The sequence below is a fragment of the Thauera linaloolentis 47Lol = DSM 12138 genome (assembly GCF_000310205.1).
Classification (GTDB): Bacteria; Pseudomonadota; Gammaproteobacteria; order Burkholderiales; family Rhodocyclaceae; genus Thauera; species Thauera linaloolentis.
Map to the genome: position 1 here is coordinate 1 of NZ_AMXE01000067.1, position 20105 is coordinate 20105.

15 protein-coding genes are annotated in these 20105 nt (G+C 66.3%); 9 read left to right on the forward strand and 6 right to left on the reverse strand.

What is annotated here, in order from left to right; genetic code table 11:
* The 7 genes from C666_RS14595 to C666_RS14625 all read left to right on the forward strand — a co-directional run.
* Positions 1 to 588 (forward strand): FecCD family ABC transporter permease (locus C666_RS14595; RefSeq protein WP_004341805.1); only part of this gene is annotated, 588 nt, incomplete at its 5' end.
* On the forward strand, positions 585 to 1433 hold the full coding sequence (locus tag C666_RS14600; protein WP_004341807.1) for an ABC transporter ATP-binding protein: 849 nt from the start codon (positions 585 to 587) through the stop codon (positions 1431 to 1433). The genes C666_RS14595 and C666_RS14600, both read left to right, overlap by 4 nt.
* 10 nt (positions 1434 to 1443) lie before the next feature.
* Positions 1444 to 3660, forward strand: coding sequence for a TonB-dependent receptor (locus C666_RS14605; RefSeq protein WP_004341809.1), 2217 nt, complete (start codon positions 1444 to 1446; stop codon positions 3658 to 3660).
* Positions 3661 to 3786: 126 nt separating this feature from the next.
* Positions 3787 to 4038, forward strand: a complete 252-nt coding sequence (locus C666_RS14610) for a GlsB/YeaQ/YmgE family stress response membrane protein (protein ID WP_004341811.1) — start codon at positions 3787 to 3789, stop codon at positions 4036 to 4038.
* Between the two features lie 148 nt (positions 4039 to 4186).
* A complete protein-coding gene (locus tag C666_RS14615; protein ID WP_037999970.1) occupies positions 4187 to 4714 on the forward strand; it encodes a sigma-70 family RNA polymerase sigma factor in 528 nt (175 codons plus the stop codon).
* A gap of 1 nt (position 4715) precedes the next feature.
* A complete protein-coding gene (locus C666_RS14620; RefSeq protein ID WP_004341816.1) occupies positions 4716 to 5702 on the forward strand; it encodes a FecR domain-containing protein in 987 nt (328 codons plus the stop codon).
* 114 nt (positions 5703 to 5816) lie between these two features.
* Positions 5817 to 8249 (forward strand): TonB-dependent siderophore receptor, encoded by a 2433-nt coding sequence (locus tag C666_RS14625; RefSeq protein ID WP_004341818.1) that lies wholly within the window; start codon positions 5817 to 5819, stop codon positions 8247 to 8249.
* A gap of 153 nt (positions 8250 to 8402) precedes the next feature.
* On the opposite strand, the gene C666_RS19920 is transcribed toward C666_RS14625, so the two are convergent.
* The 6 genes from C666_RS19920 to C666_RS14650 form a co-directional block, all read right to left on the reverse strand.
* Positions 8403 to 8744 (reverse strand): type II toxin-antitoxin system RelE/ParE family toxin, encoded by a 342-nt coding sequence (locus C666_RS19920; RefSeq protein ID WP_004341820.1) that lies wholly within the window; start codon positions 8742 to 8744, stop codon positions 8403 to 8405.
* A complete protein-coding gene (locus C666_RS14630; protein WP_004341822.1) occupies positions 8707 to 8979 on the reverse strand; it encodes a type II toxin-antitoxin system ParD family antitoxin in 273 nt (90 codons plus the stop codon). Before C666_RS14630 ends, C666_RS19920 begins: the two co-directional genes overlap by 38 nt.
* 61 nt (positions 8980 to 9040) lie before the next feature.
* Positions 9041 to 9487: a YaiI/YqxD family protein gene (locus tag C666_RS14635; protein WP_004341825.1), complete on the reverse strand. Its 447-nt coding sequence runs from the start codon at positions 9485 to 9487 to the stop codon at positions 9041 to 9043.
* A gap of 177 nt (positions 9488 to 9664) precedes the next feature.
* Positions 9665 to 13762 carry an NACHT domain-containing antiphage protein EruA gene (gene eruA, locus C666_RS14640; protein ID WP_004341827.1) on the reverse strand — a complete coding sequence of 1366 codons (4098 nt, stop codon included), beginning with the start codon at positions 13760 to 13762 and terminating at the stop codon, positions 9665 to 9667.
* Complete coding sequence (locus tag C666_RS14645) at positions 13759 to 15012, reverse strand: ATP-binding protein (protein ID WP_004341830.1); 1254 nt, start codon at positions 15010 to 15012, stop codon at positions 13759 to 13761. The genes eruA and C666_RS14645 overlap by 4 nt, the downstream gene beginning before the upstream one ends.
* A gap of 97 nt (positions 15013 to 15109) precedes the next feature.
* Positions 15110 to 16012 carry a LysR family transcriptional regulator gene (locus C666_RS14650; protein WP_004341832.1) on the reverse strand — a complete coding sequence of 301 codons (903 nt, stop codon included), beginning with the start codon at positions 16010 to 16012 and terminating at the stop codon, positions 15110 to 15112.
* Between the two features lie 106 nt (positions 16013 to 16118).
* On the opposite strand from C666_RS14650, the gene metE reads away from it, so the two are divergent.
* The gene (gene metE / locus C666_RS14655) at positions 16119 to 18410 is read left to right on the forward strand and encodes a 5-methyltetrahydropteroyltriglutamate--homocysteine S-methyltransferase (protein ID WP_004341833.1); all 2292 of its coding nucleotides are present in this window, start codon (positions 16119 to 16121) and stop codon (positions 18408 to 18410) included.
* 255 nt (positions 18411 to 18665) lie between these two features.
* Positions 18666 to 20030: a sigma-54-dependent transcriptional regulator gene (locus tag C666_RS14660; protein WP_004341835.1), complete on the forward strand. Its 1365-nt coding sequence runs from the start codon at positions 18666 to 18668 to the stop codon at positions 20028 to 20030.
* The last annotated feature ends 75 nt before the right edge of the window (positions 20031 to 20105 follow it).

Sequence of the window (20105 nt, forward strand, 5' to 3'; positions counted from 1 at the left end):
TGGCGGGCCGCCATCGGCCCGGCGCGGCTGGCGCTCAACGGCGTGGCGGTGGGCGCCGTGCTCAATGCGCTGGTGATGTGGATCGTGGTCGCCTGGGGCGGCGCACGCACCGAGATCACCGTGATCTGGCTGGCCGGCAGCCTGTACGGGCGCGACTTCGACCACCTGGCGATGCTGCTGCCGTGGAGCCTGCTCGGCCTGGCCGGCCTGCTGCTGTTGCTGCGCCCACTGTCGCTGCTGCGCTTCGACGACGGCCTGGCGCGTGCGCTCGGCCTGCACGTGCTGCGCTGGCGCCTGGCGGCGCTGGTGGTGGCGGTGCTGCTGGCCGCCAGCGCGATCGCCGTGGCCGGCCCGATCGGCTTCGTCGGCCTGGTGATTCCGCACTTCGCCCGCTTGCTGGTGGGCGGAGAACTGCGCCCGCTGCTGGTGGTGAGCCTGCTGTGCGGCGCGCTGCTGACGCTGGGCGCGGACGTGCTGGCACGCACCGTGATCAGCCCGCTGGAGCTGCCGGTGGGCGCCCTGACCACGCTGATCGGCATCCCGGTATTCCTGCTGCTGTTGCAGCGCCAGACGGATTTCCGCCCATGAGCCTGCACACCACCGCGCTCGAACTCGCCCACGGCGGACGCACCGTCGCCTGCGTACCGGCCCTGCGCCTGCAGCCCGGCACGACCACCTGCGTGATCGGCCCCAACGGCTGCGGCAAGTCCACCCTGCTGCGCGCCCTGGGCGGCCTGCTCAGGCCCAGTGCCGGCCAGGTCTGCCTGGACGGCACACCGCTCGCGGCCTGGCCGGCGAAAGCCCTCGCGCGGCGCCTCGCCAGCCTGCCGCAGGCGCCCAGCGCGCCGGACGGGCTGAGCGTGCGCCAACTGGTCGGCCACGGCCGCTACCCACACCAGGGCCTGCTGGCGCGCCGCAACGCCGCCGACGAAGCGCAGATCGACTGGGCGCTGCAGGCCACCCGCATCGCGCACCTGCAGCGGCGCGCCTTCCACACCCTGTCGGGCGGCGAACGCCAGCGCGCCTGGCTGGCGATGACGCTGGCGCAGCAGGCCGACATCCTGCTGCTCGACGAACCCACCACCTGGCTCGACATGGGCCACCAGGCCGAACTGCTGGAACTGCTCGCCGCCCTGCAGCACGCGCGCGGGCTGACCGTAGTCATGGTGCTGCACGACATCAACCACGCCAGCCAGTATGCCGACCGCCTGCTGGCGATGCGCGACGGCCGCATCCTCGCCGACGGCGCACCGGCGGACATCGTCAGCGCCGAACTCACCCACACCCTGTTCGGCGTGCGCACCGAACAGGTGTTCCGCGACCTGCAGGGGCGGCGCATTCCCTTCTGCCTGCCGCTGCCGGGCGTGCCCGCGCCTTCATCACCATCCCCCACCCCGTCGCCCGCGCCCATGGCGCAGGCCGATGACGCCTGAGAGGTCCATCATGAGCATGCCCCCACGCAGCGTCCGCGCCGCTTCCCTCGTGCCCGCGCGGCCCGTCGCCCTGGTCCTGGCACTGGCCGGCGCGTTCGGCCTGTGGCCGCTGGAATACGCGCATGCCGCCAACAACACGGCGGACGACGCGCCCGTCACCCTCGGCACGGTCACGGTGAGCGCGCGCCGCGCCGAGGAACAGCCGAAGGACATCCCCTTCAGCGTCTCCGCCCTCAGCGGCGAGGAAGCCGAGGCGCGGCGCCTGCACACGCTGGAAGACGTGCTGCGGCAGACCCCCGGCATCGATTTCGTCACCAACATGGGGGTGGCCAACACCACCTTGCGCATCCGCGGCGTCGGTGCGCTGCAGAAGGTCAGCAGCGACGACACCTCGGTCGTCATCAACGTCGACGGCATGCCGATGTCGGCCGCCAGCGCCACGCTCAACGTGCTCGACGTCGAGCGCGTGGAAGTGCTGAAGGGGCCGCAGGGCACGCTGTACGGGCGCAACTCGGAAGCCGGCGCGGTGAACATCGTCACGCGCAAGCCCACGCGCTGGTTCGAAGGCCAGGTGCGCGCGGAAATGGGCGAGGACCACCACCGCCTCGTCGAGGGCGTCGCCAGCGGCCCGCTCAGCGACACCGTGTCTGCGCGCATCGCGCTGCGCAGCTCGGGCATCGACAACCACATCGAGAACGCGCGCGACGGCAAGCCGCTCAACGAGCCGCGCGAACAGAATGGCCGCGCCAGCCTGCTGTGGCAGATCGGCGCCGGCACCGCGCTCAACGTCAGCGCCGGGCGCGAGGAGCAGAAGCACCGCGACTGGTTGTACCTGCTCCACCCCTACGGCGACCCGGCGCAGGTCGACGGCCCGCCGGGCGGCGAGTCGAACCGCCGCGCGGTGAACCGCTACAACGCCGAACTCACCCACGACTTCGGGCATTCGGTGCTGACCCTGCTCAGCGGCTATTCGCGCACCCACCACGACAGCACCACGCCGATCTACGAAGGGCGCACCTACACCCAGTTGATCGGCTTCGCCCCGGACGCGAGCTGGAGCAGCGTGGCGCGCGAGAAAGCCTGGAACCACGAAGTGCGCCTGGCCTCGGCGCCGGAAGCGCGGGTGTTCTGGGTGGTCGGCCTCAACAGCTTCCGTGCCGACCGTTCGCTCGACCGCATCGACTCCTACGACACCTTCTACCCGGACAATCCGACCGCCTCGGACACCTTCCGCGACTTCAGCACCGACGCCGACGCCCTCTTCGCCGAAGCCACTTGGCCGCTCACCGACGCCACCAAGCTGACGCTGGGCGGGCGCTACACGCGCGAGAAGAAGACCTACAAGGCCCTGTGGATCGCCAGCCCCGACAACAGCAGCCCGATCCGCGAGGCGCGCGACGACCAGAAGCTGTCGGACGACTACGCCACCGGGCGCATCGCCCTGGGCCACGCGCTCAGCCCGCAGCTCAACGTCTACGGCATCTACGCGCGCGGCTACAAGGCCGGCGGCTTCGACGACGAAGGCACCAACTTCAACACCGCCTTCCAGCCCGACGCGCCGTACAAGGCCGCCGAGGTCGACAGCTACGAGGCCGGCCTGAAGTACGAAAGCGCCGACCGGCGCCTGGCGCTGAATGCCGCGCTGTTCTTCAACCAGGTGCGGAACGACCACCTGCTGATGTTCGACCCGCAGAGCATGACCACCAACAAGGACAACCGCGACACCGAAAGCCGCGGCCTCGATCTCGACGCGCAATGGCGCGCCACGCAGGCGCTCACCCTGTCGGGCGGTATCGCCTACACGCGGGCGAAGATCGAGGGCGTCGGCACGGCCGGGGACGACAGCGGCGTGCGCAGCGGCAACGGCGTGCCGGAAGTGCCGCGCTGGGGCGCCACCCTGTCCGCCACCTACGAAACCGCCCTGCCGCCGATGGCCGGCCTCGCCAGCCCGCGCCTCAATGCGAAACTGACCAACCGCTACGTCGGCAAGCGCCCGGCCGACCCGCAGAACACCTTCGACCTGAAGGCCTACAACAAGCTCGACCTGCGCCTGGGCCTGCAGCAGGGCGGCACCGAAGTCTATCTGTGGGCCGACAACCTGCTGGACAAACAGTACGACCTGTACGGCTACTACATCGCGCCCTACCTGCCCGGCGGCTCGGATGCCCGCATCGGCGCGCCGGGCCGGGGCCGCAGCCTGGGGGTGGGGCTGAACGTGCTGTTCTGACCCGGACCGCCGCGTGAATCGACTTTTTACATCGCCCGCCTTGGCGATCGGGGAGACGCCTGCATAATCCGGACTACGCCCATTCGGGGCGGCAAACGTTTCCACTGACCGCAGGAGGACATGCAGATGAGCGACATGGGTATCGGATGGCTGGCGGCCATCATCATCGGCGGGATCGCGGGCTGGATCGCCTCGGGATTGATGAAGACCAATACCGGCGTCCTGCTGAACATCGTGCTGGGCATCATCGGCGCCTCGGTGGCGAGCTTCCTGTTCGGCATTCTCGGCATCTCCTTCGGCGGCTGGATCGGCTACCTGGTGGCCGGCGTCGTCGGCGCCTGCATCCTGGTCGGGCTGGTGAGGGCGATCCGGAAATGACCCCGTCCGGGGCGTGCCGGCGCGGCGCGCTCCGGATCCGCGGCAACCTGCGGCGCAACGGCATTGACGCCCTTCGCGCCCACGGCGGAAAATAAGAACGATTATCGATATCAGGCTGCCCATGCCGGGCTCTCCGGCCAGCCTGCCGATGGTTCTCTACCGCTTTCCGGAGCCCGCCGTGCCTGCCGCCCCCGACGTCGCCGCGCTATACACCGATCACCACAAGTGGCTGCACGCATGGCTGCGCAGAAAGCTCGGCTGCTCCCACCGCGCCGCCGACCTGGCGCACGACACCTTCCTGCGCCTGCTCTCGCGCGACGAGCCCATCGCCATCCAGGAGCCGCGCGCCTTCCTGACCACCGTCGCGCAGCGCGTGCTGTCCAACCACTGGCGGCGCGAACACCTCGAAAGAGCCTATCTCGAAACCCTGGCCCTGCAGCCCGAAGCCCTGGCGCCGTCGCCGGAAGAGCGCCATCTGATCCTCTCCACCCTGATCGAGATCGATGCCCTGCTGGCCACGCTGCCCGACGAAGTGCGCCACGCCTTCCTGCTGTCGCAGCTCGACGGCCTCAACCAGTCCCGGATCGCCGCCCGGCTCGGCATCTCGGTGACCACCGTCAAGCGCCACCTGGTGCGTGCCGGCACGCTGTGCTACTTCGCCCTCGACATCGCCTGACGTGCCGGCCTTCGACCCCCAGCAGCCCCCGCCGGGCATTGCCCCGGACATCGCCCGGCGCGCCGTCGAGTGGCTGTTCGAACTGCAGGAGGCCGGCAATGCCGGCACCACGCGGCAGGCCTTCGAGGCCTGGCTGGCCGAGCACCCCGAACACCGCCGCGCCTGGGACCAGATCCAGCGCGTCAACGCCCGCCTGCACCGGGTGGCCGACGACGCGCCGCCGATCCGCAAGGCGCTGCTCGGCGGCGGCCGCAAGAACCGCCGCCGCGAACTGCTGATCGCCCTGCTCGGCGCCGGCACCAGCGGCGGCCTGTGGCTGCGCAGCGAGCACGGCATGCGCACCACCGGCCTGCTCGCCGACCTGCGCACCGGCGTCGGCGAGCGCCGCACGCTCACCCTGCCCGACGGCAGCGAACTGGCGATCAACAGCGACAGCTCGCTGGACCTGCGCTTCGACGGCCACACCCGGCAACTGACGCTGCACCGCGGCGAAATACTGGTCCGCACCGCCCCGGACGAAGCCAAACGCCCCTTCATCGTCGCCACCCGCCACGGCACGCTGCGCCCGCTCGGCACCCGGTTCAGCGTGCGCATCCTGCCCGACGCCGCCCACATCGCCGTGTTCGAGGGCGCCGTCGCCGTCCAGCCCGCGGGCGACACGGCGCCTCGCGCGCCCGTGCAAACCGGCGAGCAACTGCGCTTCGCCGCCGGCCTGGCCGAAGCACCTCACGCCGCCGACGAAAACACCGTCGCCTGGCGCGACGGCATCCTGGTCGCCAGCGGCATGCCGCTGGCCGAATTCCTCGCCGAAGTCGGCCGGCACCGCCACGGCCGCCTCGCCTGCGCGCCGGAAATCGCCGATTGGCGCGTCTCCGGCACCTACCGGCTGGACGACACCGACCGCATCCTCGACGTCCTGCGCGACAGCCTGCCGGTGCGCATCCACTTCCTCACACGCTACTGGGTCACGGTGCACCCCGCCGCCTGAGCCGCGCACGATCACGCGCCACGCCACGCCACGCCACGCCGGGTGGTCTACTTTTGCTTCTCGCGGGACAAGTCAGGTGAAGCCGCATTTTTCACCACCCCCCGAGGAAACCCGATGCCCCACCGCACCCTGCCCCGCCTGAGCCTGCTGGCCCTGGCCGTCGCCCAACTCACGCTCGCCCCGGCACTCGCGGCCGAACCGGCCGCCGCCGCCAACGCCGCCGTCCAGCGCAGCTACGACATCCCCGCCGGTCCGCTGGAAGCCGCGCTGAACCGCTTCGGCCGCGAGGCCGGCATCACGTTGAGCTTTTCCACCGACCTGGCCGCCGGCCTGCGCAGTCCCGGTCTGCAGGGTAGCCACGACCCTGCCGGCGGCCTTGCCCGGCTGCTGCAAGGCACGGGGCTGGCTGCGGAAGCGCGTGGTGATGGAAGCTATACCTTGTACCGATTGCCGATGAGCGTTGGAGAAGCCACGCTGGCCCCGGTGACGGTCATGGAGCAGAACGTCAGAGACGGCACCACCGAAGACACCGGCAGCTACACCACGGGCAGCATGAGCACGGCCACCCGGATGAACCTGTCGATCCGCGAAACGCCCCAATCCATCAGTGTGCTCACCCGACAGCGCATGGACGATCAGGCGATGGAAACGCTGGAGGACGTGGTTGAGAACACGCCCGGCATCATCCTGAGCAAAGCGGGGGGCGAGCGCCCAGCAATCTATGCGCGCGGCTTCTGGCTGCAAAAGATGACCTACGATGGTCTGGCGGGTGCCTACGATGGCGACTACGTGGGCTCGCCCAATCTGGCCATGTACGACAGGGTCGAAATCGTGCGTGGCGCCACCGGATTGACATCCGGCGCGGGTACGCCATCGGCCGCCATCAACATGGTTCGCAAGAAGCCTACGCGCGATTTCCAGTTGAACCTGACCGGCAGCATTGGCAGTTGGGACAATTACCGCACGGAAGTCGATGCTGCCGGCCCTCTCAACCAGCAAGGTAGCCTGCGCGGGCGCGCCGTGTTGAGCTACCAGGACAAGGACAGCTTCATCGACGTGGTCAACAACAAGTCCTCACTCGTGTATGCCACGCTGGAGGCCGATCTCGGCCCGCGCACAATGCTCAGTGTTGGCGGCTCCTACCAGAAGGACGACAACCGCAATACCTGGGGCGGAGTTCCCTGGGCAGCAGATGGCAGTGATCTGCACCTGCCACGATCGAGCTACTTCGGATACGACTGGGAATACTGGGACAAGGAGAACAAGGAAGTCTTCATCGAATTGCAGCACCGCTTTGCCAATGACTGGAATCTGCGTCTGACTGGCCGGAAAGGCTGGAGTGACATGGCGTACCTGGGAACCCATTTGACAAACTACAACACATGGGCTCAACCAGGGGCAGAATATGATGCCTATCTCGATACTTCCAGCTATGAGATCAATGTAAGCGGTCCATTTGCATTGCTGGGGCGTCAACATGAACTGGTGCTGGGCACCAGCTTTCAGGAGTCAGACCGACTGCTTGCCGGTGGACAGGGCATCCTCCGAAACACCGGGATTGATATTTACAACTGGGACTCAGGCAGCCTGGCTCGACCTGCATTTGATCTCAGCATGTTGCGCAACAACTACCTCATCGAGCAACGCAGCGCTTATGCAACGACTCGCCTCAATCCTCATGATGATTTGAAAATCATCCTGGGAACCCGGCTGGACTGGTACCAGTACGATACCGATACGAGCTGGATGGGCAACGCCACCACAAGCGGCTACAAAGTCACGCGCAACGTTACCAAATACGCGGGCGTGATCTACGATCTGAATGAGCACCACTCCGTGTATGCAAGCTACACGGACATTTTCGAGCCGCAGAGCCAAAGCGGCTTTTCCGGAGAATTGCTCGACCCGATTCTGGGCAAGAACTACGAAATCGGCATCAAGGGTGAATACTTCGGTGGTGCGCTCAATGCCAGCGCTGCCTTGTTCCGAATTGATCAGGTCAACCGTGCAGCACTTGCTCAAAATCAGGCCGGCTGCCCGATCAACAACTGCTATGAAGCGTCGGGAAAAGTACGCAGCGAAGGTGTTGAACTGGAAGTCAGCGGCGCATTGAATCCAAATTTGAATCTGGCTGCCGGCTATACCTACACCGATGCAACATACGTTCGCAACGACACCAACACGGCACAGGAAGGCACGCGGTTCGACACAGCCTTTCCAGAGCACTTGTTCAAGCTCGGCACCACATACCGTTTGCATGGCGCTCTGAATCAATGGCGCGTGGGTGCTGGTATCCAGTGGCAGAGTGAAATCTACAAGGAGGGGGTCAATGCCGGCACCCCGTTCCGTATCGAGCAGAAAGCCTACGCCGTGGCGAACATCACGCTGGGTTACCAGGCATCGAAGAATGTCGACCTGCAATTGAACGTCGACAACCTATTCGACAAACGCTACTACCATTCACTCGGCTCGCACCCAGGCTGGGGTGGCGTTGCTCGCTATGGCACGCCGCGCAATTTCATGCTGACCGCTCGCTACAAATTCTGAGGCATCTCACCCCCAAGAAAGGCCTCCTGTGGCCCTTCTTGGGGGTGCCAAGCGGTGCCGTATTGCGTTCCCCTCTACGCTCCACCGCAAGACCGACAAGATCGACCCGGAAAACACTGAAAAGCGCAGGCTGCAATGCAACCGGCAGCTTCATCAGCGCCTTGGCCAACGATCAATGCCCGGAATATCCCGTGCATGGTGCAATACTCTGGCGACCACGATCCCATTCCCATTCGGAAAGTAGAACAGGATATATGGCGTCGATGTCGGCCAGCTTCGCAGGCCAGGCGCGAGTTCGCTTCGTTCCCGGCCCATCAGTGGCTGAGCAAGCAAGCGGATGGCGCCTGCCTCGATCTGATCGAGCATTCGATCCGCCGATGAAACGCTCTCCTCGGCAACGTATAGCCAGGCCTCCAGCAAGTCATTCTCGGCACTGGCGGATAAAACACCTTCGCCATCACTCCGTCTTCGATGACGCCAGGATGGCTCTGCCACGCGCCTTGATGCTGGACATGTTCAACTCGCGCGCACGACCGGCATCAATGTCGGCAACCCCTTGGGCAATATCGGCCTTGAGCGCCGATAAATTCGCCGCCCGGATGCCTTGATAGGCTTCGAACAAACGCAAGGCCTCCCGGATCACTTCGCTGGCGGAGCTGTAAAGTCCTGATTCGACATGCTGGCGCACGCGGTTTTCGAGTTCCGGCGGCAACGATACATTGAGAGACATGGCAAATCCCAAAGGATGTCAGTTATTGCCATTCTATGCCATCTCAACTGCGGCGCCAGCCTCATCCTCTCTTCGCCAGCAAGCGGTCCAACTGGTTCGCAAACGCCTGACGGTCAGCGTTGGACAGGGCGGCGGGGCCGCCAGTGTCCACGCCGCTGCTGCGCAGCGTGTCCATGAAATTGCGCATGCTCAGGCGCTCCTGGATGTTGGCGGCGGACAGGCACTCGCCGCGCGGATCGATCACCGTGGCGCCCTTGGCGATGACCTGGGCGGCGAGCGGGATGTCGGCGGTGATGACGATATCGCCCGCCTCGGCTTCGCCGGCGATGCGCTGGTCGGCGACGTCGAAGCCGCCGGGCACCTGCACCGCCCGAATCCACGGCGACGGTGGCACCCGCAGCATCTGGTTGGCGACCAGGGTCAGCGGCGTGCCGGTGCGCCTGGCCGCACGGTAAAGGATTTCCTTGATGACGGCCGGACAGGCGTCCGCATCGACCCAGATTTTCATGGTGTTTGTCTCGTTGAATGGCCGTGATGGGCTGCACCTGTCAGGGTGAGAACTCGATATCTCGAGCCTGGATATCTCAATCCTCGACCCACAGCCCGCCCGAGCCACGGACTGTAGTAGCGATCGAAGTCGCGGCGGTCCCAGGATGTTGCGGATGGCCACGCCCTGCGGCTCCGATCATCCCTTGGAGCCCACCGGCAACGCACAGTCAATCACGACGACGGCGAGCTGTGACGCCTCGTCTTTGGTCAGCATCGACCGCAAGCGCTGTTCAAGTTCAGCGGCGCTGCGCGGTTTCTTGCCTGTCTGTGGCAGTGGCATGTTCTCTCCACCGAACCAGAACACCAGGTAGATGCCGCAACCGCCTGTGCCAGGATCGCGGATGTAGCGTCCGATGAGTTGTTCATGCATCGCGCGCCACAGATCAGGGTGGCTGTCCTTCTTGATCTCGATGGGCACATTGAAGCCGGCAGCACCGCCGAAGGAAACGCAAATGTCGGCGCGTTTGTCCTCGGCGTAATGGCCTTCCTTGATCGCATCGACGCCGAGTCGGCCAAGGCGTTCGGCAAGGTCGGAAAGCAGGATGTCCCGGCAGTCGTTCTCCGGCTTTGGACGTGCCGGCTTGCGTTTGGCGTCGTAGCTCCAGTACTGCCGGTAGTCGTTGGTGCTACCGTCGCGAATCCTGCGGGCGAGGTCGCGTAGATGCGCCTCGGCCAGCGCCGCGAGGTCGGCGGCGTTGGCTGGTTCGCGGTTGGCCAGGGTGCGGCAGACTTCTGCGGTGTCGGGGTGGCGAGCACCGGCCTTGCGCCGGGCGATGCGCTGTACATGGGCCGCGCGTTGCAGCCGGTCGTGCCATGCGGCCAGTTGAGGCAGGGCCAGCAGGCGTTCCAGTTGTTGCTGGGCGGCGTCGCTCGGATTGCTCCCGAGGGTTTCGATGAAAGTGCGAACGTCATCCGCGGTTCGCATGGCTGGACTGACCCAGTGCGCCTCTGCCGGGCGCTCAGGCGGGCTGCCCGATGCCAGCAGTTCGATCAGGAGCGCCAGCGAGGATTCCGGCAAGGAGGCGGCGTTGGGGCTGGAGCGCCGTTCATTGTCGTGCAGGAAGGCGCCGAGATGGGCACGTAGCGCCTTGCTGGCGCCGACGTGTGCGGCGAGCGCTTGCTCGTATTCGTCGGGTGAGATCATCAGCCCGCAGGCGAGCCAACGGACGCGCTGCGCTGCGCTCATGCTGCCTTGTGCAAGCCGCGTCGAGACGATGGCAGCCAGGGCCAGGCGGTCGAGATGGCGCAAGGCGGCCTTGAGCAGCGGATCGAGCACGCTGTTCAATTGTGTTTTCCGCGCCCGTAACGGAAAGCCCTTGAGCAGATCGGGTAGGACGAGGCGTGCGACCGCAGCATAGTCATCGTCATAGGCGAGCGGCCAGATGCCATGCAGATGCTCCTTTCCCTTGCGCAACAGCGGTCGCGCATAAGCGACGAGCACCTGGGCGACCAGGGCCGGACGCGTCCTGACCAGGGCCGTGAACCATTCCGCTGCCTCGCCGATACCCCAGGTGAGACGGAAGGCCAGCAGCTTGCGCAATACCTCGTCGTCGAGTTGCAATGCGGTCGCAGGGTCGCTTCGATAAAGTTCCTCCATGCCGACTAGACAGGGCTGGCGGATGAAATGCTCGCGCCCTTTGATTTCCTGGTCAACGACCTCGGCAACATCCGGTAAGTCATTGCGGTCAAGTGCGCGGCGAAAGCCCGCGTAGGCTGCCTCGATAAGCTCCAAATCATCACTGAGAAAAGTCGCCAGACGTTTGTGCGGCGTTTCGCCGTCGATGTCGAGATGCCCGATGAGGTAAACCTGCGCCAGTTCATGCAGGATCTGCGGATGGGCGCGGCCTTCCCGGATCGTATCAAGATGCACGCGAAAGCGGCTGTGTTGCCCCTCCAGCCATTGCGCGCGTTCACGCCGATGAATAGCGTCGTCCCGGCGCCAATCGTCAATACGGCAGGAGACGAAGGGTTCCAGGTTGCGCTCGAATTCGGGGTGTTCTGCCATCCAGGGGCCGATAGAGTCCAGGGCATCGGGCGTCAGCCATTCTTGACCGCCCTGCTGAACCAACCGCCGTACCGCTTGCGAGAAGAAATGCTGTTTGATCTCGGTATGCGTTTCGACCGCAGCCCGATCCAGATACCAAGTGGCGATGTCTGCTGGCGGTTCAGCACCGTACAGGCGGGATGTATTTTTCCATAAATGATGGAAAAGCTTCTCCTCGCCAGCGCAACGTTGGGTGCCTTCAAGTAGCACTGCCTTGTAGCGTTCCGGCCGCGCCGCGAGCCAGGCGGCGATACGCCTCTGGTGCTCGCCATCGATGCGCGGATGGTCGTATCGGTCGAACCCTGCACCCAACCAGTCGTACAGCCGCACGTCGCTTATTGCATCTCCGTGTATTTCGAGTCCGCGGGCCAGCAGACTGCCTGCCATGCGCTCAGCCCGAAAATGATCGAGCGGTTCGTACAGCTTTGGCCGGCGTTTCGCCAATTGGTCGAGAAGCTCCGACAAGATGCCGTCCGGTGAACCTTTCGGTAAACGGTGGCTCCAGAACATCCGATAGCTGCCGATCAAGTGCTGCTTTTTCTCCCGATGCAGAAAATCGAACACTTTCGCTGCTCGGATGAATTCGGGGAAGAGTTCCGTCAACAGCCGGCCGAGAAGCTCATCGTCCTTATCTTCAACCGTCTCGGCATGTATGTGTTCGGCAAGGGCAACCAGGCGATCCGCATTGCGCGGCAGGTCGCGCAGCAGAATCTTCAAGGCCGCATTGCGGATACCGGACGGGTAACTCGGATCTCGCATCACAGCATCAAGCAGCGCATCGAGGCGGGGCAATTCATCCGCAGCGGCAAGCTCGGCCAGCGGCGGACCGTATCGCAGCGCATCCAGCACGCAGTCGAGCAGCGCGATGTCCGCTGCGGCGCGCGACAGCGCGGCCAGTATCGCCAGGAATACGGGCAACATGTCGGGCGTCGCCAGAGTGCCGAAAGGGGCAGCGGTCCAGTCCTCGAAGCGAAAATGGGGGTAGCGCTCGGCCTCGCCTTTCAGTGCGGCAAGCACGTGGCGCTTGTCGTCCGGCGGAAAGCCGCGCACGTCGCCATAGAGTATGGTGCCGAGCGGGTCGCGCTGGACGAGTTCGGCGCGGGCGCTGCGGCAATGCACGGCCAGCCAGGCGGCCAGGCCACGCAGGTCGGGGAGGATGCCGCCGTCGTCCCCGGCCAGCAGTGCGACGACGCGGCCGAGCGGCAGGCCCTGCGCGTCGATCAGCTCCGCCAGATAGCGCGCGCCCAGATATTCGGCGATGCTGCGATGGACCGGGACGCGCTGCTGCTCGCGTTCGTCGCGTTGGAACAGACCGCTGGCCAGTGCGGCCGGCAAGGGCAGTTCGCGGGGCGGGGAGAGTTCGCGCCACAGGACATGCTGGTCGTCTGCCGCGTCGTCGTCGAGTGCGAATCCGGCGGTGCCTGCGAGCAACTGTACGGCACAGAGGAAGCCGGCCGCTTCGAGCAGCATGGCGATGGTCGGTGCGGTGTGGCGTTTGGCGAGCCGGTGTTCCGGGTTGATTTCACGCACCAGTTGTTGGCAGGCCAGATCGTAGGTCGCGGCACGGCTGTCCGGCCAGGTGGTGTCCCCGACGGCCTTGACCAGTAGTTCCAGCGTCTGCGGGTTGTGCAGCAGGTCGGCCAGACCGTGGTGTTTGGCCTGCCGGACGAAACCGGCAGGATCGGCGATGGCGAATTTCCGCTCAAGCAACAAGATGATGTCGGCGTTGCTCAGCGGGTCGAGGTGCAGCACGCTGAGCGAACCTTCCGGCGCGGCTTCCCGCAAGGCAGCCTGGTCGCTGTCGCCGTACCAATCGGCCTCGCGGCAGGAGAGGCGAAAGCGCGGACGGCCGAGGCGATCGAGATGGCGCCGCACGTGATCGAGCGGCGTGCGACCGTCGCCACCGCCCGCGCGCATTTCGTCGAGGCCGTCGATGAACAGGGTCTTGCCGACGAGATTCGGGCCTGGATCGAGTGCAGCGAAGCTACGCGCCCGAACGTAATGGCCGCCGGTGGCGGCCGCTTCCTGTTCGAAGCACCGGGTCTTGCCCGCGCCGGGATCACCGAGCAGGACATAGGCCGCTACATCGCGGAAATCGGCCAGAGGGGAACCCGTGCGACGCTGGCCGTCCTCGTCCAGCGTCGTGCATGTGCGCGGCACCAGCAGGGAGGGATCGGCCGCGGGGTTCACAGCCAGTGCTCCGCGGGATAGGACAGGAATTCAGCCAGGGGAATGCCGCCGTCGCCGATCAGCAGTTGCCGGCAGTCACCAAAGCTGTTCCGGAACGCCTTCAGGCCCCGGTGTTCCCCTGGCACGGCTCCGCTCTTTACTTCAATGGCGGTCAAGCGCGTACCGCGTTCTAACACGAAGTCCACTTCATCGTTGCCGTCACGCCAGTAGTGGAGGCGGCATTCCGGCAAGGCGGTGTTGTGCAGGTGGGCACCAACCGCGCTTTCCACCATGCGACCACGGTAGCTGCGGTCGGCCTGCGCTTCGGCCTTGTTGTAGCCGGAACCAGCCGACATCAAGGCCATGTTCAGCACGGCAAGCTTGGGCGACGAGGCACGGCGGCGATGGTGCTGGCCAGCATACTTCGGCAGGCCACGGATCAGCCCGGCGTTGCCGAGCAGATCAAGATAGTGGGCCAGGGTCACGGTGTTTCCCGCATCCTGCAACTGGCCCATCATCTTGGTGTAGGACAGTTCCTGTCCCGAGTAGCGGCAGCCGAGATTGAACAACTGGCGCAGCAGCGCGGGTTTATCCACCCGCGTCATCATCAGGATGTCCTTTTCGATGCTGGGTTCGATGAGGCCGGTGTTGACATAGTTGCGCCAGCGCGTCTCGTCGCCGACAAGCGGGGCGCTGCCGGGGTAGCCGCCAAAGTAGAGATAGTCTTCCAGGTCGAAGTCGAATGCATCGACCATCTCGCGGAACGACCAATGAGTGAGGTGGATCGTTTCGAAACGTCCGGTGAGGCTTTCACTCATGCCTTGCTGCATCAGCAGCGGGGAAGAGCCAAGCAAGACAACGTGCAGCATCAATCCCTCGGCGCGATCCGCATCCCACAGGCCTTTCACGGTATCCGACCAGCGCGGGATCTTCTGAATCTCGTCGAGCACTAGTACATGCCCGTCTGCCTGGGCTCTCGCCGCAGCACGGGCACGTTGCCAGACATCTACCAGCCAAGCGCCGTCACGCGGCTTGGTGAGTTGTTGGCGCGTTGGCGCGGTAATCCGGTAGGTGTCCGCCAGGGGCGCGGCTTCAGGACTGTCGATGGCGGCGAAGGTGTAGCGCTCGGGAGCATGGCTCGCCAGTACGCCGCGCACCATCGTCGTCTTGCCTACCTGGCGCGGCCCGGCAACGATGATCAGAAAGCGCGGAGTTTCGCGCAGCCGCTCGTGCAGCGTTGTCGATTCCGAGCGTTGGTAGGAAGAGGCCACGATTACATTACTGAGTAAATTCACTCAGTAATGTAATCGTTAATGATCTTTATGTCTATCAATTGCTTGAATTCCGACAAAACAGGAGCGCTGCCAATCATGCATGGATATCGCGATGCTCCCGCGCCAGTTCGATGAAGGCGCGCAGGTAGTCGATGCCGCCGTCCGCCTCGCGAAAGCCGAGGAAGATCTGCTTGTCAACGCCCTGCGGCCCCAGCTTGACCGGCACCACGCCGAAGCGCTCGGCGTTCTCCTCCACCAGCCAGCGCGGCAGCGCGGCCACACCGCGGCCGCTGGCGACCATCTGCAGCATGATGTCGGTGGTTTCGATGGGCTTGTGGCGCCGGGGGCCGACGCCCGCCGGTGTGAGGAAGCGGGTGTAGATGTCGAGCCGGTCGAGGCTCACCGGGTAGGTGATCAGCGTCTCGCCCGCGAGCTGCGCGGGCCGCACGTGGCTGGCCCGGCTCAGCGGATGGCCGCGGCCGACCACCAGCACCTGCTCGTAGTCGAACACCGGCTCGAAGAGCAGGCCGGGCTTGTGCAGCGGGTCCGGCGTCACCAGCAGGTCGATGTCGTAGCCGAACAGCGCGCCGATGCCGCCGAACTGGAATTTCTGCTTGACGTCGACCTCGACGTCCGGCCAGGCCGCCAGATAGGGCGACACCAGCTTCAGCAGCCACTGGTAGCACGGGTGGCATTCCATGCCGATGCGCAGCGTGCCGCGCTCGCCCTGGGCGAACTGGCGGATGTGCTCCTCGGCGCGCTCCAGTTGCGGCAGCACCCGGTTGGCCACGTCCAGCACGTAGCGGCCGGCCTGGGTCAGGCGCAGGCTGCGCCCTTCGCGCAGCCAGACGTCGGTACCCAGTTGCCCTTCCAGTTTCCGCATGCTGTGGCTGAGCGCCGACTGCGTCAGGCACAGCACCTCGGCAGCGGCGGTCAGCGAGCCCTGACGCTCGACTTCGCGGACGATGGCGAGATGGACGCGTTCAAGCGAACCCATGAATATATCTCATCGATTATTGAAACAAGATCATTTTACCTCATGATTTTCGGCCACTAGGATGGCGCCGTCCATTGATTCGCATCGCCATTCACGGAGGCTGTACATGACCACCATCCACAACCTGGGCTTTCCCCGCATCGGCGCCCGGCGCGAACTCAAGTTCGCGCTCGAGGCGTACTGGAAAGGAGAATCGTCGCGCGACGCCTTGAAGGCCGCCGGCGCCGCGCTGCGCCAGCGGCACTGGAACGACCAGGCCGGCCTCGACCTGGTGCCGGTGGGCGACTTCTCCTTCTACGACCAGGTGCTGGACACCAGCTTCATGCTCGGCAATCTGCCGGAGCGCGTGCGCGGCTTCCACGGCGACGCGCTGGACAACGTCTTCCGTGTCGCCCGGGGGCGCTCCGCGCAGTCGGCGGAAACGCACGCCCAATGCTGCGGCGGCGTCGCTGCGGGCGAGATGACGAAGTGGTTCGACACCAACTACCACTACATCGTCCCCGAGTTCACGCGGGACTCCGCGTTCAAGCTCGACGCCTCGCCCCTGCTGGCGCAGCTCGCCGAAGCGAAGGCGCAGGGCGTGCGCGCCAAGCCGGTGATCGTCGGCCCGCTGACCTATCTCGCCATCGGCAAGACCAAGGACGACAGCGACAAGCTGGACCTGCTGCCGCGCCTGCTGCCGGTGTACGCCGAACTGCTGGACATCCTGGCCGCGCAGGACGTGGAATGGGTGCAGATCGACGAGCCCATCCTGGTCACCGAACTGGACGCCGACTGGCAGCACGCCTTCAACACCGCCTACCACCAGTTGAAGAGCAGCCGCGTCAAGCTGCTGCTGGCGACTTATTTCGGCCAACTGGCGGAAAACCAGTACCTCGCCGCCAACCTGCCAGTGGCCGGGCTGCACGTGGATGCGATCAACGGCCGCGAGGATGTGCTGCCGCTGATCGGCCTGCTGCCCTCGCACAAGGTGCTGTCACTGGGCGTCATCAACGGCCGCAACATCTGGAAGACCGACCTGAACGCCGTGCTCGAATGGCTGGCACCGCTGGCCGAGCGCCTGGGCGAACGCCTGTGGATCGCGCCGTCGTGCTCGCTGCTGCACGTGCCGGTCGACCTGGCCAGCGAGCAGAAGCTGGACCCGGAGCTGAAGTCCTGGCTCGCCTTCGCGCTGCAGAAGCTCGACGAACTGAGGGTGCTCGGCACCGCGCTGCGCGAGGGGCGGGACGCCGTGAAGGCCGAACTCGATGCCAACCGCGCCGACCTCGACGCCCGCCGCGCCTCGCCGCGCGTGCACAACCCCAAGGTGCAGGCCGCGGTCGCGCGCATCGTGCCGCACCTGGGCATGCGCGAAAGCGCCTACCCCAAGCGCGCGCCCAAACAGGCCGAAGGGCTGCGCCTGCCCGCCTACCCGACCACCACCATCGGCTCCTTCCCGCAGACCGCCGAAATCCGCCAGGCGCGCGCGGACTACAAGGCCGGCCGCATCGGCGCAGCCGCCTACCGTGCGGCCATGCGCGCCGAGATCGAGCGCAGCGTGCGCGAGCAGGAAGCCCTGGGCCTGGACGTGCTGGTGCACGGCGAGGCCGAACGCAACGACATGGTCGAATACTTCGGCGAACAGCTCGACGGCTACGCCTTCAGCCAGTTCGGCTGGGTGCAGTCCTACGGCTCGCGCTGCGTCAAGCCGCCGATCCTGTTCGGCGACATCAGCCGCCCGCGCCCGATGACGGTGGAGTGGATCACCTACGCCCAGTCGCTCACCGAGAAGCCGATGAAGGGCATGCTGACCGGCCCGGTAACGATACTGAACTGGTCCTTCGTGCGCGACGACCAGCCGCGCGAAGCATCGTGCAAGCAGCTGGCGCTGGCGATCCGCGAAGAGGTGCTGGACCTGGAGCAGGCCGGCGTGCGCATCATCCAGATCGACGAGGCCGCGCTGCGCGAGGGCCTGCCGCTGCGCAAGTCGCAATGGAAGGCCTATCTCGACTGGGCGGTGGAATCCTTCCGCATCACCGCCAACGGCGTGCGCGACGAAACCCAGATCCACACCCACATGTGCTACTCGGAGTTCAACGACATCATCGCCTCGATCGCCGGCATGGACGCCGACGTGATCACCATCGAGACCTCCCGCTCGGACATGGAGCTGCTCGACGCCTTCGACGACTTCAAGTATCCCAACGAGATCGGCCCCGGCGTGTATGACATCCACTCGCCCAACATCCCCACCCAGGAGCACATCGTGCAACTGATGCGCAAGGCCGCCGAACGCATCCCCGCCGAGCGCCTGTGGGTGAACCCGGACTGCGGCCTCAAGACCCGCCAGTGGACCGAGGTCATCCCGGCCCTCGCCAACATGGTCGCCGCCGCCCGCAAGCTGCGCGCCGCCGCCTGACCACCGCCTGACCGCCACTTGAGCGCGGCCGGACACGGCATGCGCGGCCCCGCCCACACCGCGGCGGGCGGGGCCGGGGCGTGGGAACGGCGCCTGTCCAGGCACCGGGCGACCTGCTAGACTGGCCCGTCCGGATGCCCTCGCCGGGCGCCGTTTCCGCGCCGTTTTCCAGATACCCCGCATGCCGCGCACGCTTTTCCCCACTGCCGCTTCCGCCGCCCGCCTTCCGGGCCGCGCCGCGCCAGGGGGCGGACGATGACCGCCCCCGCCGCCGCCGTCCCTTCGCAGGAAGGCCACATCCTGATCGTCGATGACGAGCAGGGCATGCGCAGCTTCCTCGCCCGCGCCCTCGCCATGCGCGGCTACACCATCGAACTGGCCGCGTCGGCCGAGGAAGGCGCCGAGAAGGTCCAGCACGCCGATTTCGACCTCGTCATCCTCGACATCGCGCTGCCGGGCAAAGCGGGCATTGACTGGCTGAAAGAGCTCAAGGCCGACGGCTTCGCCGGCGACGTGATCCTGATCACCGCCTTCGCCGACATGGAGACGGCCATCGACGCGCTGCGCGCCGGCGCCTCCGACTTCATCCTGAAACCCTTCCGCATCGACCAGATCGCCAACGCCATCAAGCGCTGCACCGAACGCACCCTGCTTTCGCGCGAGAACTACCTGCTGCGCCGGCAGGTGGCCGAAAGCGCGCGCGGCGACGACGGCATGATCGGCAATTCGCCGGCCATCGCACGCCTGCGCCAGATCGTCCAGCGCCTGGCGCCGATGCCGTCGACGGTGCTCATCCAGGGCGAGTCCGGCGTCGGCAAGGAAGTCGTCGCCCGCGCCCTGCACGAATGCTCGCCCCGCGCGGCCAAGCCCTTCGTGCCGGTCAATTGCGCGGCGATCTCGGCGGAGCTGATCGAGTCCGAGCTGTTCGGGCACGTCAAGGGCGCCTTCACCGGCGCGCGCGAGGCGCGCAACGGCCTGTTCCACTACGCCCGCGGCGGCACGCTGTTCCTGGACGAAATCGGCGAACTGCCGCTGGCCCTGCAGTCGCGCCTGCTGCGGGTGCTGGAAGAACGCCGGGTGCGGCCGCTGGGCGCGGAGACCGAGATCCCGGTCGACGTGCGCGTGCTCGCCGCCACCAACCGCGACCTGCGCGCGGAAGTGGCCGCCTGCCGCTTCCGCGAGGACCTGTTCTACCGCCTGGAAGTCGTCACCCTCACCGTGCCACCGCTGCGCGAGCGCGCGGAGGACGTGCCGGAACTGGCCGCCGCGTTCATGAACCAGTTGTCGCGGCAGCTCGGCCTGCTGCCGATGCTGGTCGACGCCGAGGTGTCGGCGCACCTGTGCGCCCATCCCTGGCCGGGCAACGTGCGCGAGCTGCGCAACTTCATCGAACGTTCGCTGCTGTTCGGCGAGTTCCCGCTCGACAGCCTGGGCGGCGCCCCCGCGCGCGACGCCGCCGCCCCACGCGCGGAAACCCACCCCCTGCCGCTCGAGGCCGTCGAAAAGAACCACATCCTGGCGGTGCTCAAGCACTGCGGCGGCAACAAGACACGCGCGGCCGAACTGCTCGGGGTGTCGCGCAAGACGCTCGAACGCAAGTGCGCGGAGTGGGCGGCCTGAACCCGCCGTCCGGCACGGGCGGCGCCGGCGCGCCCCGCCCGCGGCGCTGGCGCCATCCGCTGCGTCCGCGTTCGG

Excerpts from the sequence above, each read along its gene's own strand:
- C666_RS14615 (WP_037999970.1), top strand. The coding sequence starts at position 4,187 with ATGGTTCTCTACCGCTTTCCGGAGCCCGCCGTGCCTGCCGCCCCCGAC.
- C666_RS14635 (WP_004341825.1), bottom strand. The coding sequence starts at position 9,487 with ATGAAAATCTGGGTCGATGCGGACGCCTGTCCGGCCGTCATCAAGGAA.
- C666_RS14610 (WP_004341811.1), top strand. The coding sequence starts at position 3,787 with ATGAGCGACATGGGTATCGGATGGCTGGCGGCCATCATCATCGGCGGG.
- metE (WP_004341833.1), top strand. The coding sequence starts at position 16,119 with ATGACCACCATCCACAACCTGGGCTTTCCCCGCATCGGCGCCCGGCGC.
- C666_RS14630 (WP_004341822.1), bottom strand. The coding sequence starts at position 8,979 with ATGTCTCTCAATGTATCGTTGCCGCCGGAACTCGAAAACCGCGTGCGC.
- C666_RS14600 (WP_004341807.1), top strand. The coding sequence starts at position 585 with ATGAGCCTGCACACCACCGCGCTCGAACTCGCCCACGGCGGACGCACC.
- C666_RS14605 (WP_004341809.1), top strand. The coding sequence starts at position 1,444 with ATGAGCATGCCCCCACGCAGCGTCCGCGCCGCTTCCCTCGTGCCCGCG.
- C666_RS14660 (WP_004341835.1), top strand. The coding sequence starts at position 18,666 with ATGACCGCCCCCGCCGCCGCCGTCCCTTCGCAGGAAGGCCACATCCTG.
- C666_RS14650 (WP_004341832.1), bottom strand. The coding sequence starts at position 16,012 with ATGGGTTCGCTTGAACGCGTCCATCTCGCCATCGTCCGCGAAGTCGAG.
- C666_RS14625 (WP_004341818.1), top strand. The coding sequence starts at position 5,817 with ATGCCCCACCGCACCCTGCCCCGCCTGAGCCTGCTGGCCCTGGCCGTC.